Genomic DNA, 15685 nt, shown 5'->3' on the forward strand with positions numbered 1-15685 from the left:
AAGGCCGTGGCGGCATGCCACGGCCTTTTTTCGTTGGGACGCCGTTTCGGCGTGCCGTGGCAGACTGGGGAGACCATGAAGAAACTCCTCATCTGTGGAAGCCTCGCCGCCGCCTTGCTCGGCGTGCCCGGTATCGGTCGGTGCGCGGAGATCGTGCTTGAGCAGTCCGCGGTGCAGTCGCTGTTGCTCGAAGGACTGTTCAAGGAAGAAGGGCGGCTCTATCTGCAGAAGGGCGCCTGCTACGCCTATCTCGAGGATCCCAAGGTGTCGCTCCAGGGTGGGCGCGTGATCATCCGGGTCCACCTCAACAGCAAGCTGGGTGTTCCCTCGGGACGGGACTGCCTCGGCGTCGCGTTGGCGAGCTGGGCGACGGTGTCGGCGGCTCCGGTCGCGCAGGGTCACGTCGTGCGCTTGACCGAGATCCGCGTGGACGAGGTGGAGGATCCCAACACGCGCAACCTCTTGAACCTCGGCCTCGCGCCGGCGTTGCCTGGTGCCGTCGAGTTCGATGTGAAGAAGGCGGTCGAGGAGATGCTCAAGGGCTCAGGGAGCCGCCTGCAGGGGGAAGTGCACGCGTTGAAGATCGACTCGGTCAAGGCCGCAGACAACAAGCTGTCGATCAACTTCGATTTCAAGCTGGTTGGCAGATGAGCAGGCCTCGGGTCAGGTCTTGCCCACGACCTCGAAGTCGTCGAAGCCTGAGGCCTCACCGCGCTTGTTCGTGACCGTCAGCCTGCCGACCGGCTGTCCCGTCTGCTTCTCCACCAGGCGCGAATGACGTTCGCCGCGGCGGAACAGATGGTCCTCGCCCCACTGGCGTAGCGCCACGACGATCGGGAACAGCGTCTCTCCCTTGGCGGTCAGCACGTACTGCTGGTAGGCCGAGCCATCCGTCGCGGGCTGGACCTCCAGCACGCCTTCAGCGACCAGCGTCTTCAGGCGCGTCGCGAGGATGTTCTTCGCGACCCCCAGGCTGGTCTGGAAGTCTCCGAAGCGGGTGATGCCATCGAAGGCATCCCGCACGATGAGCAGCGACCACCGGTCCCCCACGATGTCCACCGCGCGGGCCACGGGACACGTCGCGTCGTTCATGCGTTTGCGTTCAGCCATCTCGATCTCCCATCGGCAGGTCAGGTCATCAGGTTGCATTTTAAAACTAGCTGATATGCTGAACTGGTTTCAAAGTAAAACCAGTCACGTCCATGCCGGAACCTTCGTCCTCGGGCTCGATGCCCACTCATCAACTCGCGCTGTTCGCCGTCACGGGCGGCGTCAGCGTCTCCAACGTCTATCTCGCTCAGCCGCTGCTCGACTGTCTGGCGGCCGACTTCGACGTGGCACCGGGTGCGATCGGCTCGATCGTGATGGCGACTCAGGTCGGGTCGGTGCTGGCACTGCTGCTGGTGGTGCCGCTCGGTGACCGGTACGCCAGAGGCCGTCTGATGCGGCTGCAGTTGATCGGGCTCGTGCTGTCCCTGCTGGCGGTCGCCTTGGCCGGCAACTACGTCTTGCTGATGGGCGCGATGGTGCTCGTCGGCGCGCTGGGCACGGCGATGACGCAAGGCATCCTGGCGTATGCGGCCAGCGCCGCGGCGATGCATGAGCGCGGGCGCGTGGTGGGCGCCACGCAAGGCGGCGTGGTCATCGGATTGCTGATGGCTCGCGTCTGGGCAGGCGGCGTCGCGGACCTGCTCGGATGGCGAGGCGTCTATCTGGCGTCTGCGGCCGTGGTGGCGGGTGTCGGAATCGTGGCTTGGCGACGCTTCCCGTCGATGCCCACGACCCGGTCGAGCTTGAGCTATCCGCAGTTGGTCGGTTCGACGCTGGCATTGCTGGGGACGGATCGCCTGCTCCTACGACGCGGCATCCTCGGCCTGCTGCTCTTCGCCGCGTTCAACGTCTTCTGGAGTGCGCTGTCGTTGCCGCTGACAGCGGCGCCGTATTCGCTCTCGCATTCGGCGGTTGGGGCGTTCGGGCTGCTGGGTGCGGTCGGGGCGTTGGCCGCCGGCAGGGCAGGGCGATGGGTCGACCGAGGCTGGAGCCGGCAGGCAAGCGCCGGTGCGCTGCTGCTGATGGTGCTCGCGTGGGCGCCGTTGGCGGGGATGCCATCCTCCCTTTGGTGGCTGATGGTGGGCGTCGTCGTGCTCGACCTGGGGTGCCAGGCGTTGCACGTCACCAACCAGGCGCTGATCCTGCGCGGGCCGGCAGAGTCGCACGGTCGGCTCGTCGCGGGCTACATGCTGTTCTATGCGGTCGGCAGCGGGGCAGGGGCGATGGCGTCGACGATGGTCTATGCCATGGGGGGATGGACGGCGGTGTGCTTGCTCGGTGCGGGGATCAGCGTGGTGGCGCTCGGGTACTGGGCTGCGGCTGAACTTCGGAAGGGTGACTGCGCCGCCGTGATCGCGGCAGGAGCGAATGCCAGAACCTGAGCAAGTCGAACAACACCTGACCTCACGGCTTGAGCGGCTCGCCTACGCACGAAGCGACGTCACGCAGGTCCACACAGGCACTCTTGGGTAACGCTGCATATTTCGCCTGGACGGCGGCCAGGCAGCTCGCTGCTGTACGCGAGCGCTCGCGAAGTTGAATCACACCCTTGGCGTCGGCAGGTTCCTTGTCGATCAACGCCAATCCGGGGCGGTAGTACTGATCCAGGCTTCGACCAGCGTCTTGCGCGAAGTAGGCGTTGGTCAGCGGACAGGCATCCTTTCCCTTCGACGACGCCGGCGTCTGGTTGGCCGCAAGAACAGCTCGCCAGTAGGCGTCGCCGGCCATCAGGTAGGCGTGCGAAGTCGCGTGGTTGGGATACGAGTTCATGTAGGCCTTCAGCGCCTTGTCGAATCGACCTTCTTGATAGGCGCGGTCACCCTCGCGGTTGAGCGAAGCCGCGGCCTTCCGATCTTCTTCAGCCGCAGCGTTGGGTCCTCCGGCACATGCCAGAGGAAGTGCAAGCAGCGAGGCGAGGATGGGGGCGAGCGCGGACCGCGAGAGTGGCTTCGTACTCATCGTTCACGCTCCGGCTTGCCCTTGACGGTCAACAGAGCGACCCCGCGTCCGTCGGCGGTGCGATGGCTGAGCAGCGTTTCGTGGGATTGGGGTTCCACTCGCCGGTGGAAGCGGGTCATGTTTGCATCGTGCGGGACATCAGGCAGGAGCACGGTATAGGTGCCGGGCGGTAGCGGAAAGAAGCCCGTACGTCATCACCGTCGGAGGGGCCGTGGGGCGCGCCGATCCGAAAGGCTGTGCGGCATTTGCGCTGGTCAAGGGGGGGCTCGGCACGTTCAATTTCCTTCCTCGTGAAGATGGGCGCAAGTTCAGTCGCCCAGGTACTGGCCGAAGACTCCACGAAAGCTGGTCAGCGATCGGTGGGGGGCTTCTTGGGCAGTGGGTCAAGGCCAAGTGCGATCTGGTTCATGTTCCAGATCGCCAGCGATGCTCAGGTCCTGCGCCAGTCAGGCTGACGCCAGAGACGCAGCTTTGCGAAACTAGCGCGAGCATGACGAAGGCGTTCAGGCCAGCGTCGACTAAGGAAGCGCAAATGCACAAGCAGCGGTTGAAGCGATAGTCGGGCTGGGGCCACTCCCTGCCTCTGCCGTGGCGGAAGTGCCGACGTTGGAGATGTTCGAGCGACTATTGCAGCAGGTCAGCAGGCCCGTATCCGACACGGAGGCCACGGTGCTCTGCGGACTCTTCGGTCCTGATGACTGCTTTGGCCTGGCTTGGTCGCTGCTGCATCTGATCGAAACCGCCCCTGGCTGGCCGATGGAGACTGCACTGGCGCTGGTCGTGAGCCCCTGGCAAGACACTCTGCGGCAAAGGCTGTGAAGGCAGGCCAGGGATCGCCGTACCGGCCGATGAACCAGGTTTTGCAAGCAGCGAGGGCGAGCAAACGACCGGACGGTCCGCCGCCTTCGCGCCAGCGAATGCCTTACCCGTGATGTCGCGCCGGTAGACGCATGCCGAGAGGCTTCCGGCTTGCGCATTCTCTGTCTGCGCGCCATGCGCTGCGGTGCGGGGCGCCCGCCGCCCAAAGCAGGCTTTCGCGCATTGTGGGCGGCTGCTCTCGCGCCTAGAGTGCCTGCACGGCGCCAACGCCGCCTCGAAAAGCCACTCCGGAGAAGCCATTCATGAGGAAGCTGTCCGCACTCGCGTGCTGCGCGCTGCTGGTCGCCGTGCCGGGTCTTGCCCTGGCCAACCCCGCGCTCGCGCAGAAGAAGAACTGCATGGCCTGCCACGCCGTCGACAAGCGGCTCGTCGGGCCCTCGTTCAAAGACGTCGCCGCGAAGTACGCGAAGCAGGACGGCGCCGCCGCGGAGCTCGCCTCGCGCATCGTCAAGGGCAGCTCGGGCCGGTGGGGCCCCGTGCCCATGCCGGCCAATCCGCAGCTGAGCGCGGAGGACGCGCAGGTGCTCTCGACCTGGATCCTGGAGCAGGGAGGCAAGCCATGACCGAATTGAACGTCAACAACCGCCAGATGCGCGCCGACGTCGACGGCGACACGCCGCTGCTGTGGGTGCTGCGCGAGGAGCTGCAGCTCACCGGCACCAAGTACGGCTGCGGCGTCGCGCAGTGCGGCGCCTGCACGGTGCACATGGACGGCGTGGCGATGCGCTCGTGCGTGGTGCCGGTCAGCGCGCTGCCGGCCACCGCGAAGATCGTGACCATCGAAGGGCTGGGGCAGACGCGGCTCAAGGTCGTGCAGGAAGCCTGGGCCGAGCTGGACGTCGCGCAGTGCGGCTACTGTCAGCCCGGGATGATCATGGCCGCCGCCGCCCTGATCGCCCAGACCCCCGATCCCAGCGACGACGACATCCGCTCCGGCATCACCAACATCTGCCGCTGCGGAACCTATCCGCGGGTGCTGGCCGCGACGCGGCTGGCCGCCCAACGCCTGCGCGGCGCGGGAGCACAGCGATGAGCGCCGCAACGACCGGCGCCGCGAGCGCGAGCACGAGCCCGAGCGCTGCGACCCCGAGCGCTGCAAGCCCGAGCGCCTCGCGACGCCATTTCCTCAAGGCGACCGGCCTCGCGGCGGGCGGGCTGGCCCTGGAGTTCACACTGCCCGGGGCGCAGGTCTTGGCACAGACGCCATCGCAGGCGACGGCGCCCGGCGCCGCGCCGTCGCCCGAAGTGACGGCCTGGCTGCTGATCCATCCCGATGAGTCCGTCGTCATCCGGATCGCCCGGGCGGAGATGGGGCAGGGCACCTTGACCGGGCTCGCGCAGCTCGTCGCCGAAGAGCTCGAGTGCAATTGGGCGAACGTCCGCTTCGAGCTGGTGAAGCCCGGCGCCAACCGGGCGCGAGCCCGCGTGTGGCGCGACATGGGTACGGGCGGCTCGCGCGGCATCCGCGGCTCGCAGGACTACGTGCGCAAGGCCGGCGCGGCCGCGCGCTCGATGCTGGTCAGCGCGGCCGCCCAGCAATGGGCCGTGCCCGTCGCCGAATGCAGCGTGGACAGCGGCACGATCCGTCATGCGGCTTCCAAGCGCCAGACCACCTTCGGCGCTGTCGCCCAGGCCGCGAGCAGGCTGCCGATCCCCGAGGACGTCGTCCTGAAGGACCCGTCGCAATGGCGCATCGCCGGCAAGCCGCTGAAGCGTCTGGACACCGCCGACAAGCTCAACGGATCCCTGGTCTACGGCACGGACCTGCGCCTGCCCGGCATGATCGTCGCGCTGCCCAGGGCCTGTCCGGTCCACGGCGGCACGCTGGTGAGCTTCGACAAGCAGGCCGTGGCCAAGATGCCGGGCGTGCGCGATGTCATCAAGGTCGACGACGCGACCGTCGCCGTGTTGGCCGACCGCTTCTGGCAGGCCAAGCGCGCGCTCGACGCCTTGCCGATCGTCTGGGACAAGGGACTCAACGCGGCGGTCACCAGCGCCTCGATCGCCGCGCTGATCAGCGAGGGACTGCAAGGCGACACGCCGTTCGTCGGCAACCGCCAGGGCGATGCGAAGAGCCAGCTGCAGGGCGCCTCGCGCGTGATCGAGGCCGACTACGGCACGCCGTTCCAGAACCACGCGCCGATGGAGCCGCTGTCCGCCACGGTGCAGTGGACGCCGCAGCGCTGCGACGTCTGGGCGCCGACGCAGGTGGCCGAAGCGGCGCTCGCGACGGTGGCCGACGCCGCGGGGCTCGACATCACTGCCTGCGAGGTCCACCCCATGCGCATCGGCGGCAGCTTCGGGCGCCGCCTCGCGACCGACTATCTGGCCATGGCGGTGCGCATCGCCAGGCAGCGTCCCGGCGTGCCCGTCAAGATGATGTGGACGCGGGAGGAGGACATGCTCCAGGGTCGCTTTCACCCGGTGACGCAGTGCCGACTGCGCGCGACGCTCGATGGGCAGGGTCGCATCGCCGCACTGCACATGCGCATCGCCGGCCAGTCCATCACATCCTTCGTCAACCCGAAGGCGATCACCGCCAACGGCGACGCGACCGTGTTCCAGGGGCTGCTCGCGGATTCGCCGGAAGGTCACTTCGGCTACGAGGTGCCGCACCTGCTGATCGACCACGCGATGCGCAATCCGCATGTGCGTCCCGGCTACTGGCGCGGCGTGAACACCAACCAGAACGCGATCTACAGCGAGTGCTTCATCGACGAGCTCGCGCACGCCGCCGGCAAGGATCCCTTCGAGTTCCGCAAGCAGCACATGGCCAAGCGGCCCAAGCACCTGGCGGTGCTGCAGGCCGTGGCCGATCGCGCCGGTTGGACCAAGCCCGCGCCCAAGGGCGTGTTCCGCGGCATCGCGCAGTACATGGGCTTCGGCAGCTACACGGCCGCGGTCGCGGAGGTGTCGGTCAAGGACGGGCAACTCAAGGTGCTCCGCATCGTCGCGGCCACCGACCCCGGCCATGTCGTCAATCCACAGCAGGTGGAAGCGCAGGTGGCGGGCTCGTTCGTGTACGGGCTGGGCGCGGCGCTCTTCGGCGGCAACACCGTGAAGGACGGCGCCATCGCGGAGACCAACTTCGACACCTACGGCGTCATGCGTCTGTACGACATGCCCGCGGTGGAGGTGATCGTCATGCCCTCGGGCGGCTTCTGGGGCGGCGTTGGTGAGCCCACGATCGCGGTGGCCGCGCCGGCCGTGCTCAACGCGGTGTTCGCGGCCACCGGCAAGCGGATCCGGCACTTGCCGTTGAAGGACACGGATCTGTCGAAGGCGTGAGCTCGGCGATCGGCGTGAGACCGGACGGACACCACGGCTATTGACCGATCGGTCCAATACGCCGTAGGATCCGTCCCATGCCACGCGAACGCCGCTTTTCCGAAGCCGAAGTCCTGGATCGTCTGACCGACGTCTTCGCGACGCACGGCTATGCGAGCACGAGCCTTTCGCTCCTGCAGGAAGCGACCGGGCTGGGCAAGCAGAGCCTGTACAACACCTTCGGCGACAAGCAGGCCATGTACCTGCAGGCGATCGACTGCGCGGTGCAGCGCGCCTCGCACACCATCGCCGCGGTGCAGGCGGCCAAGACAGGACGCTTGGCCATCGAGGTGTACTTCGAGGCGATGGTCGCGAGCTGTACCAGCGACAACACGGTCGACAAGCACTGCATCGTCACCAGCGGTCTGCTGGAAGGACTCTCCGACGCGCCGCTCGCTTGGGCCCTGACCAGCCGCTGGCAAGCGACGCACGAGCTGTTGCGCTCCGAAATCGAGCGCGGCCAGCGCGATGGCTCGATCGTCAGCAGGACGCCATCGACGGAACTCGCCGAGCTGATGATCGCGATGACCAGCGGGCTGCGCGTCGCCGCGCAGGCGGGCCGCAGCCGCGCGCAGATGGAGCGCTCCGTGGCGCTTGCGATGTCGGTGCTTGACAGGGAGTGATCCGCCTCGATCACGCCGATAACGGCGACCACCAACAGACATTGTCTCACCACCCCTGATTTCCTTCCGGCCGCATGCGCGGCTTTTCTTTCCCCTTATTTTGACCAATCGGTCTAATTGGAGTACGTCATGAGCAAGTCCCTTGCAGGAAAAATCGCCCTGGTCACCGGCGCCTCGCGCGGCATCGGTGCCGCCATCGCGCAGCGTCTCGCGGCCGACGGCGCCGAGGTCGTGCTGCACTACGGCAGCGGCCGCGATGAAGTGGAAACGCTGGCAGCGTCGGTGCGCGCTGCCGGCGGCAAGGCGCATGTGGTCCAGGCGGACCTGTCGGCCGTCGACGGCGGCCAGCAACTGGTCGAACGCGTGACGGCGCTGAAGCTGCCGCGCGTCGACATCCTGGTCAACAACGCCGGCATCGCCGTGTTCGCCGGATTGGCCGACACGAGCGTCGAGGACTTCGAGCGCCTCGTCAGCGTCAACATGCGCAGCCTGTTCCACGTCACGAAGGGCGTGGTGCCGGTGATGCCCGACGGCGGGCGTGTCATCAACATCGGCACGGCGGCGACGCGCATCGCCTTCCCGGGCATCACGGCCTACTCCGCGAGCAAGGGTTTCGTTGACGCGTTGACGCTGCAGCTGGCGGCCGAGCTGGGTCCGCGCAACATCACGGTCAACGTCGTGGCGCCCGGCGCCATCGATACCCGCATGAGTGCCTGGATCAATGAGCCGGGCGGCAAGGAGACGCTGGCGCAGGTGCAGGCGCTGCCGGGCGTCGGCAAGCCGGAGTTCGTGGCCGGCGTGGTCGCCTTCCTGGCGGGTCCGGACGGTGCCTGGACCACCGGGCAGATCGTCGACGCGAGCGGCGGCACGAAGCTGTAAGCCAGGCGGTGTGGGGCGAGGCGGACCGGAGCGGGGCGAGGCGCGAAGACAGCGCCTCGTCGAGCCCCGTGCCGCGCGCTGCGAGTCTGCGATCGTGATTCAATCGCGATCCGATTGCCGCGAGCGAGACAGCGATGACGCCCTCTGAGATCCAAGCCCTGAAGAAGCGCTGCACCCGCTGGGTGTCAGGTTTTGCGCCCCGATCATTCGCCGAGGATCTGGAAGCTGTTGCGGCCTGGGCGCGGGCAAACGACGTCGCTGCCGACGTGTACGGCGACGGCGGCGCAGTCGCACTGCTGGAGCAGCGCGTCGCGGGCCTGCTGGGAAAACCGGCCGCGGTCTTCATGCCCAGCGGCGTCATGGCGCAGTTGATCGCCTTGCGCCTCCACGCGGACGACCAAGGTCTGCCGCGCTTCGGCATGCACGCGACCTGCCATCTGGCAACGGAAGAGGAGCAGGCCTATTCCCATGTGATGGGCCTGCATGCGGCGTTCCTCGGGCAGTCCCACCGGACGCTCAACAGGAGCGATCTGGAACAGCCCGCGGAGGCCTTGGCCGCCGTGGTACTCGAGCTCCCGGCGCGCGCCATCGGCGGGCAGTCCCCCACGTGGGAGGAACTGGCCGCCATCAAGGACTGGGCGGCGGAGACGGACACGCGACTCCACCTCGACGGCGCGCGCCTGTGGGAGGCGGCCGCGTGGTACGGGAAGGACTACGCCGACATCGTGGCCGGCTTCGACACCGTCTATGTCTCGACCTACAAGGGACTCGGCGGTTTCTCTGGCGCGCTGCTCGCAGGCGAGGAACGCGTCATGGCCCAGGCGCGCCTGTGGCGGCGACGCATGGGCGGAACGATCTATCAGCTGGCGCCGCTTGCCGCATCGGCGGTCTGCCGCCTCGACGAGCGGCTGGCGCTGATGCCACGCCTGTTCGAGCGCACGGTGCAGGTGGTCCAGGCCTTGAGCCGGGTCGACGGCATCCGGATCAATCCGGCCGCGCCGCACGCGAACATGTTCCATGTCCACATGGACGGCGAGGCGCAAGGCCTCGTGGAGGCACGCAACGCGATCGCCGAAGCCGAAGGCCTCTGGCTGTTCAATGCCGCGCGCGAAACGGGCTCGCCGGGTCGGGCGGTGACGGAGATCTATGTCGGCGACAACCTGCTCGCCTTGGACGACGAGGTCGTCGCTACAGCGTTCAAGCGATTGATCGATCTCGCGCATCGGGCCTGAGCTCGCTCACCCGGTGCATCGGTCGACGGGGCCGGACCGCGTAGCATCGCGGTCTTCATGAAACGCACTCTCTTCGGCCTCGCGCTCTCGGCGCTGGTCACGCTCTTCTTCCTCTGGCTGATCACGCGCGGCTTCGGCCACCTGATGGATGCGCTGCGCGGCCTGACGAAGCCCGGCAACGGCGGAAGCGCCACCTCGATGCTCGTCGTCGGACTCGCGGTCTTCGTGCCGCTGTTGATCTATCGCGTCCGCAAGGCGAGGCAGAAGCAGCGCAAGGACCGCAAGGGAGCCGCCTGACCCGACCCGACGCGGGCTCTAACGTCGGCGCGCTTTCGCGGCCTTGCTGCCAGCGGACGGGGCTGCCTTCGACTTGCTGGCCTTTGCCACCTTCGTCGTCCTGGCTCCCTTGATGGACTTGGCAGACTTCGCCGCGGATGCGGGGGATGCGGCGGGGGAGGGCGACAAGACCTCGGCGATCTCTCCGGTCGTCCAGTTCACCGCATGTGCCTGCAGCGTCGCATTGCACTTCGCCTTCGCGACTTTCCTGTAGCCGGCGGCCGTCAGGTGGATCTCGTTGGCCCAGTCATTGCTGACGCCGGTGGTGCCGGGCGCGGCGGGCGTGCTGCCGCCCCGCGTGTCCAGCACGACAAATCCGCCGATGCGGGTCTTCACCTGATGCTCGAGGAAGTCGTGGAACCAGTCCACCAGCACGCGTGCCAGGGCCTGCCATTGATCGTCCGGAATGCCCGCGGCGTGGAAGGCCGGCGCCATCCACGGACCGGACACGCCGTTGACAGCCGGCGCGAAGCGCGGCGTCATGTAGTCGTAGACGTGGGTGATGATCTCCATCTGCTCGTAGTTGCCGTCGCGCAGCGCGTCCAGCGCCACGTAGGCGTCGAGCAGTTCATCGCACAGGCTGCTCCAGCCCTTCTGCGACAGGAAGCGCGTCGTCCCCTGGTCCGCCGGCAGCCATTCCGAGGGATAACGCAGTACACGCTGGGCCAGGTCGTGACCTTGGCCGCGCTTCACCCAGTCGATCAGGTCGTTGCCGCCGCCCGAGATCAGCATCGCCCGCCAGTCGGGCATGCCCCGCAGCGTCATCGCGAGGTGGAAGTGCGAGAACTTCTTCGGGTCCGGCAGATCGCGCAGCAACTGGCCCGGCATGGCGTAGTTGACGATGCCCACGTCCTTGCCGAAGTCCATCGCGTTGAACAGGCTGCCCGTGATCCACGGCGGCAATGAGCCGAACGAGCCCCACGAGTCGCCGTGCGCGATCACCGGCACGAACTGGTTGAAATTGGTACGCCCCTGCATCAGGTCCTGATGCGAGTAGATCTCCAGCGTCATCGCGCGTCTCCTCGGCCCGGATCGGACCGTGGACGAGTATGGAAACGCGCTTGTCATGCGTCATCCCACAGGGAGGGGACGCGCTCGGACACTCCGCGCCCGCGTCTGCCGTGCGGTGTCCGCCCCGATCGATACCCATCCGTTCAGGGGAGGGCGGGCCGTAATGCCCGTTCGCATCCCCAGGTTGAAGGTGGAGCCTGCTTCCCATCTGGCATGCGATATGCAAGATAGGCGGCATGCATGCCTTCCGACTCCTCTCGATCCGGGTCCGCGCGCTGCTCGCCGCGGCGGCGTTGCTGGGTGCCGGCGCCGCCTCGGGCCAGACCGCCATCGTCATCGGCGGTGCGCTGCGCATGGACAACGACGCCGTCTGGCAGCGCATCGTCCAGGAGGCCGGTGGCCCCGGCAAGGCGCACTTCGCCGTACTCGCCACCGCCGCGGCCAATCCGGAGCTCTCCGCCAAACTCATCATCGACGTGCTCAGGAAACACGGCGCGCAGGCCGAGCACATCCCCGTGGCGCCGCGCCTGGAAGGCGCCGACCTGCAGAAGAACCTCAACGACCCCGAGCTGATCGCGAAGGTGCGCGCGTCCAACGCCGTCTTCTTCTCGGGCGGCGCGCAGGGCTTCATCGTCGACACGCTGCAGCCTGACGGACGGCGCACGGCGATGCTCGATGCCATCTGGGATGTCTACCGGCGCGGCGGCGTCGTCGCGGGCACCAGCGCCGGGGCGGCCATCATGAGCCGCGTGATGTTCCGCGATGCGCTCAACGTCATGGAAGTCATGCGCGGCACGCTGCGCGAGGGCCAGGAGATCGACCGGGGGCTGGGCTTCGTCGGCAGCGAGCTGTTCGTCGACCAGCACTTCCTCAAGCGCGGGCGCATCGGCCGCATGCTGCCGCTGATGATGGCCAAGGGCTACCGTTTCGGGCTCGGCGTCGAGGAGAACAGCGCCGCCGTCGTGCATGGCGACCGCATCGACGTCATCGGCGGACGGGGCGCGCTGTTCGTGGACCTGCGCGACGCGCGCAGTGATCCGTCGCTGGGCATGTTCAACGTGCGCGGCGCGCGGCTCAGCTACCTCGACAACGGCGATCGCCACGACCTGCGCTCCGGCGTCACGATGCCGGCGCCCAGAAAGACGGCCGCCGGATCCCCGGTGCCGGTCCGTGCATCGACGCAGGGAGGGGCGGTGCCCTCACGCGGGCCGGTGGACAGCTTCCAGCCCGACATCCTCGGCGACAACCGCATCGTCCAGGCGATGACCGAGCTGCTGAGTTCGCCTGCGGCCGAGGTGCGCGCGATGGCGGCGCGCATCCGTCCCGACGCCACCGGCGATCGCGACCGCACCGGCTTTGTCTTCCGGCTCTATCGCGGTGCGGACACGCAGGGATGGATCGACCCCGATGGCAACGCGAAGGACGTCACGCTGCTCGACGTGCGGCTCGACATCCGGCCGGTGCGCCTGCCCGATCCTGGCGCGGGTCCCACGACGAACGCGGTCCCGGCCGCAACGATGATCGCGCCCGCCGGCATGCGCTAGGCATCGGCCGCTGGCCCTCACCCCCGCCCTCTCCCGCAAGCAGCCTGTCGAAGTCAGAAGGCGCGAAGTCAGCGAGTGATGGTGGGGCCGGAATGGTGCTTGGGGTCCTGGAGGGATCCCCCATGCACCGTGGAGAGCCCGCGCCTGGCAGCGCGGACGCCGGCATCCTCACGCGTCCAACGCTTCCGCGATGAACTGCTTGGACACCTTGGGCTTCGGCACCCTGACGCTGAACCAGCGTCGCACGTCCTGCTCCACGCCGATGCCGTGCATGAAGTTGTAGAGCGCCTTCTTGAGTGCTTCCCCCATGGCATCGTGGTCCGTGCCGGTGGGGTCGACGAAGCCGACGTCGTTTTTCGCGAACGGTGAGGGCGGCAGCGGCAGCAGTTCGACGCCGAAGGCTTTCGGGTCCTGCCCCACCGGCGAGTGCACCGTGCAGGCGAAGCGGTGGAAGAACCCGCTCTGGATGCAGCCGTTCTCGAAGAGCTGGCGCACGTACTCGAGCGCATCGACGGTGTCCTGCACCGTCTGCGTCGGGAAGCCGTACATCAGGTAGGCGTGCACCAGGATGCCGGAATCGGTGAACGCGCGCGTCACGCGCGCTACCTGCTCGACGGACACGCCTTTCTGCATCAGCTTCAACAGACGATCCGACGCGACCTCCAGGCCGCCGCTGATCGCGATGCAGCCGCTGTCGGCGAGCAGCTGGCAGAGCTCGGGGGTGAAGGTCTTCTCGAAGCGCACGTTGCCCCACCAGCTGATGGAGACGCCGCGATCGATCAGCTCCTGCGCGAGTGCCTTCAGCACCTTGGGCGGTGCTGCCTCGTCGACGAAGTGGAAGCCGGTCTGGCCCGTCTCCGCGACGATCGCCTCGATGCGGTCCACCAGCGTCTTCGCCGAGGCCGCCTCGTAACGCGAGATGTAGTCCAGCGTGATGTCGCAGAAGCTGCACTTCTTCCAGTAGCAGCCGTGCGCGATGGTCAGCTTGTTCCAGCGGCCGTCGCTCCAGAGCCGGTTCATCGGGTTCAGCATGTCCAGCAGCGACAGGTAGTCGTGCAGCGGCAGGCCGTCCCAGGTCGGCGTGCCGACGTCCTCGAAGGGCACGTCCGGCTCGACGAAGTTGATGTAGCGGACCTGGCCCGCCCGCGTGCCTTCGGCGCGTTCCGCGTCCTCACCGTCGTCCTCGCGGATGAAGCATCGCACCAGCCGTTGCCGGCTGCGCTTGCCGGCGATGTGATCGAGCAGCGCCAGCAGCGGCCGCTCGCCCGCGTCCAGCGACACGAAGTCCACGTAGTCGAAGAGGCGCGGCTCGGTCAGCTCGCGCAGCTCGGTGTTGACGAAGCCGCCGCCGAAGAGGATCTTGATGTGGGGCCGCTCGCGCTTGATCGTCTGCCCGATGCGCAACGCCGCGTAGACGGCGCCGGGGAAGGGCGCCGAGAGCAGCACCACGTCGGGCTGTTCCGCGTCGATCGCGGCGAGCGTCAGCTCGCGCAGCAGGTCGTCGACGAGGTTGGGCGGCGCGCTCAGCGCGTCGTGCAGCGGATCGAAGGTCGGCTGGCTGGTCGCCAGCTGCTCGGCGTAACGGACGAACTCGAAACGCGGATCGACCGATTCGCGCAGCACGTCGGCCAGGTCGTTCAGGTACAGCGTCGCCAGGTGCCGCGCGCGGTCCTGCAGCCCCAGCGCGCCGAAGGCCCAGGCCAGCGGATCCTCGCCGTCATCGGCGACGTAGACCTCCAGCGTCTGGAATCGCGCGCCTTCCGGCAGGAAGGTCCGCGTGTTGATGCGGTGCGCCAGCGTCGGGTCGCGCCCCTGCAGGAACGCGATCGCCGGCGCGATCGTGGCGAAGTAGCGGTCGAAGGACTCGTCGAAATGGCGCGACGCGATGCCGCGGTCCGGCAGCGGGATCGCGTGCACGGCCTCGCGCACGCGCTTCAGGCCGTCGCGGGAGAACAGCTTGAGCACCAGGGCCAGCGCCAGATCGCGCTGCGCCGCCTGGAAGCCGCGCGAGCGCAGGAAACCCGTCAGGTACGCGGTGGACGGGTAAGGCGTGTTGAGCTGCGTCATCGGGGGGATGAGCGACAGCACGCGCAGGGCGGGTGCGGAGGAGGGCGCGGCGGTGGGCGCGGGGGCGGACATGTCGGAACTGTAGGAGCAAAAAAACAAACCCGGCAGAAGCCGGGTTTGTTCGGTACCGCCCGGATCGCTGAAGCGACCCTGGCGATCGGCGTGCGCCAGAAGTGGATTACTTCTTGGCGGCCTTCTTGGCGGGCTTGGCGGCGGCGGCCTTGGGGGCCTTGGCCGGCTTGGCGGCAGCCTTGCGAGCGGCAGCCTTCGGGTCCACGGCGGCCTTGAAGCCGGCGCCCGGGGTGAACTTCGGCAGCTTGGCGGCGGCGATCTTGATCTTGTCGCCGGTGCTGGGGTTCACGCCGGTGCGGGCGGCACGGGCGTGTTGCTTGAAGGCGCCAAAGCCCGGGATGGAGACAGCGCCACCCTTCTTCACCGTGGACACCACCGCGTCCAGCAGCGTTTCCAGGATGCGGCCAGCTTCGGCCTTGGTCAGTTCGTGCTTGGAAGCCAGGTGTTCGATCAGTTCAGTCTTGTTCATTCGTTTGACTCTGCGGTTAAGGCCCGGCTTCACGCCGGACGGCGCGTATTGTGCGTGAGAAATCACGCGCGCATCCCCGGGTTGCCCCGCAAATCATCGATGAAATCGCCTATCCGGGGTCACGTCTTGCTCGATTGCCGTATCCATCGGTGCTTCTGGGGATCTTGTGAGCGCTTGCAACGAGGTTTCCATCATGTTGCCAAGGGGGCATTCCAGGTGATTTCCGCAAGGCGTCAG

General features: G+C 67.7%; 17 protein-coding genes. 11 read left to right on the forward strand and 6 right to left on the reverse strand.

Annotated features, from left to right (window positions below; all coding sequences use genetic code 11):
- Positions 1 to 33: 33 nt before the first annotated feature.
- A complete protein-coding gene (locus ACQ4L4_RS01550; protein ID WP_431102462.1) occupies positions 34 to 651 on the forward strand; it encodes a hypothetical protein in 618 nt (205 codons plus the stop codon).
- 12 nt (positions 652 to 663) lie between these two features.
- Here ACQ4L4_RS01550 and ACQ4L4_RS01555 read toward each other — a convergent pair whose 3' ends face one another.
- Entirely contained in the window at positions 664 to 1110 is a 447-nt protein-coding gene (locus tag ACQ4L4_RS01555; RefSeq protein WP_377156299.1) for a winged helix-turn-helix transcriptional regulator, read from the reverse strand.
- A 92-nt stretch (positions 1111 to 1202) separates the two neighbouring features.
- Between ACQ4L4_RS01555 and ACQ4L4_RS01560 the strand changes: the two genes are divergently transcribed.
- Positions 1203 to 2432: an MFS transporter gene (locus ACQ4L4_RS01560; RefSeq protein WP_431102463.1), complete on the forward strand. Its 1230-nt coding sequence runs from the start codon at positions 1203 to 1205 to the stop codon at positions 2430 to 2432.
- Between the two features lie 22 nt (positions 2433 to 2454).
- On the opposite strand, the gene ACQ4L4_RS01565 is transcribed toward ACQ4L4_RS01560, so the two are convergent.
- Together ACQ4L4_RS01565 and ACQ4L4_RS01570 are read right to left on the reverse strand one after the other, a co-directional pair.
- Positions 2455 to 3009, reverse strand: a complete 555-nt coding sequence (locus ACQ4L4_RS01565; RefSeq protein ID WP_431102464.1) for a hypothetical protein — start codon at positions 3007 to 3009, stop codon at positions 2455 to 2457.
- Positions 3006 to 3128, reverse strand: a complete 123-nt coding sequence (locus ACQ4L4_RS01570) for a hypothetical protein (RefSeq protein ID WP_431102465.1) — start codon at positions 3126 to 3128, stop codon at positions 3006 to 3008. The genes ACQ4L4_RS01565 and ACQ4L4_RS01570 overlap by 4 nt, the downstream gene beginning before the upstream one ends.
- 487 nt (positions 3129 to 3615) lie before the next feature.
- On the opposite strand from ACQ4L4_RS01570, the gene ACQ4L4_RS01575 reads away from it, so the two are divergent.
- The 8 genes from ACQ4L4_RS01575 to ACQ4L4_RS01610 all read left to right on the forward strand — a co-directional run bounded on the left by ACQ4L4_RS01575 (position 3616) and on the right by ACQ4L4_RS01610 (position 10246).
- Positions 3616 to 3828: a hypothetical protein gene (locus ACQ4L4_RS01575; RefSeq protein ID WP_431102466.1), complete on the forward strand. Its 213-nt coding sequence runs from the start codon at positions 3616 to 3618 to the stop codon at positions 3826 to 3828.
- A 302-nt stretch (positions 3829 to 4130) separates the two neighbouring features.
- On the forward strand, positions 4131 to 4451 hold the full coding sequence (locus ACQ4L4_RS01580; RefSeq protein WP_431102467.1) for a c-type cytochrome: 321 nt from the start codon (positions 4131 to 4133) through the stop codon (positions 4449 to 4451).
- Positions 4448 to 4921 (forward strand): (2Fe-2S)-binding protein, encoded by a 474-nt coding sequence (locus tag ACQ4L4_RS01585; protein ID WP_431102468.1) that lies wholly within the window; start codon positions 4448 to 4450, stop codon positions 4919 to 4921. Before ACQ4L4_RS01580 ends, ACQ4L4_RS01585 begins: the two co-directional genes overlap by 4 nt.
- Positions 4918 to 7176: a molybdopterin cofactor-binding domain-containing protein gene (locus ACQ4L4_RS01590; RefSeq protein WP_431102469.1), complete on the forward strand. Its 2259-nt coding sequence runs from the start codon at positions 4918 to 4920 to the stop codon at positions 7174 to 7176. The genes ACQ4L4_RS01585 and ACQ4L4_RS01590 overlap by 4 nt, the downstream gene beginning before the upstream one ends.
- A 77-nt stretch (positions 7177 to 7253) precedes the next feature.
- A complete protein-coding gene (locus ACQ4L4_RS01595) occupies positions 7254 to 7838 on the forward strand; it encodes a TetR/AcrR family transcriptional regulator (protein WP_431102470.1) in 585 nt (194 codons plus the stop codon).
- A gap of 129 nt (positions 7839 to 7967) precedes the next feature.
- On the forward strand, positions 7968 to 8717 hold the full coding sequence (locus ACQ4L4_RS01600) for an SDR family NAD(P)-dependent oxidoreductase (protein WP_377156288.1): 750 nt from the start codon (positions 7968 to 7970) through the stop codon (positions 8715 to 8717).
- A 134-nt stretch (positions 8718 to 8851) separates the two neighbouring features.
- Positions 8852 to 9949: a threonine aldolase family protein gene (locus tag ACQ4L4_RS01605; protein WP_431102471.1), complete on the forward strand. Its 1098-nt coding sequence runs from the start codon at positions 8852 to 8854 to the stop codon at positions 9947 to 9949.
- Positions 9950 to 10006: 57 nt separating this feature from the next.
- The gene (locus ACQ4L4_RS01610) at positions 10007 to 10246 is read left to right on the forward strand and encodes a hypothetical protein (RefSeq protein WP_431102472.1); all 240 of its coding nucleotides are present in this window, start codon (positions 10007 to 10009) and stop codon (positions 10244 to 10246) included.
- A gap of 18 nt (positions 10247 to 10264) precedes the next feature.
- On the opposite strand, the gene ACQ4L4_RS01615 is transcribed toward ACQ4L4_RS01610, so the two are convergent.
- Positions 10265 to 11296, reverse strand: a complete 1032-nt coding sequence (locus ACQ4L4_RS01615; RefSeq protein WP_431102473.1) for a hypothetical protein — start codon at positions 11294 to 11296, stop codon at positions 10265 to 10267.
- 236 nt (positions 11297 to 11532) lie between these two features.
- On the opposite strand from ACQ4L4_RS01615, the gene ACQ4L4_RS01620 reads away from it, so the two are divergent.
- Entirely contained in the window at positions 11533 to 12840 is a 1308-nt protein-coding gene (locus ACQ4L4_RS01620; RefSeq protein ID WP_431102474.1) for a cyanophycinase, read from the forward strand.
- A 168-nt stretch (positions 12841 to 13008) separates the two neighbouring features.
- Here ACQ4L4_RS01620 and ACQ4L4_RS01625 read toward each other — a convergent pair whose 3' ends face one another.
- Positions 13009 to 14979, reverse strand: a complete 1971-nt coding sequence (locus ACQ4L4_RS01625) for a B12-binding domain-containing radical SAM protein (RefSeq protein ID WP_431102475.1) — start codon at positions 14977 to 14979, stop codon at positions 13009 to 13011.
- A 106-nt stretch (positions 14980 to 15085) separates the two neighbouring features.
- The gene (locus tag ACQ4L4_RS01630) at positions 15086 to 15448 is read right to left on the reverse strand and encodes an HU family DNA-binding protein (protein WP_067269564.1); all 363 of its coding nucleotides are present in this window, start codon (positions 15446 to 15448) and stop codon (positions 15086 to 15088) included.
- Positions 15449 to 15685: the final 237 nt, after the last annotated feature.

The sequence above is a fragment of the Roseateles noduli genome (assembly GCF_050626985.1).
Lineage (GTDB): Bacteria > Pseudomonadota > Gammaproteobacteria > Burkholderiales > Burkholderiaceae_C > Roseateles > Roseateles noduli_A.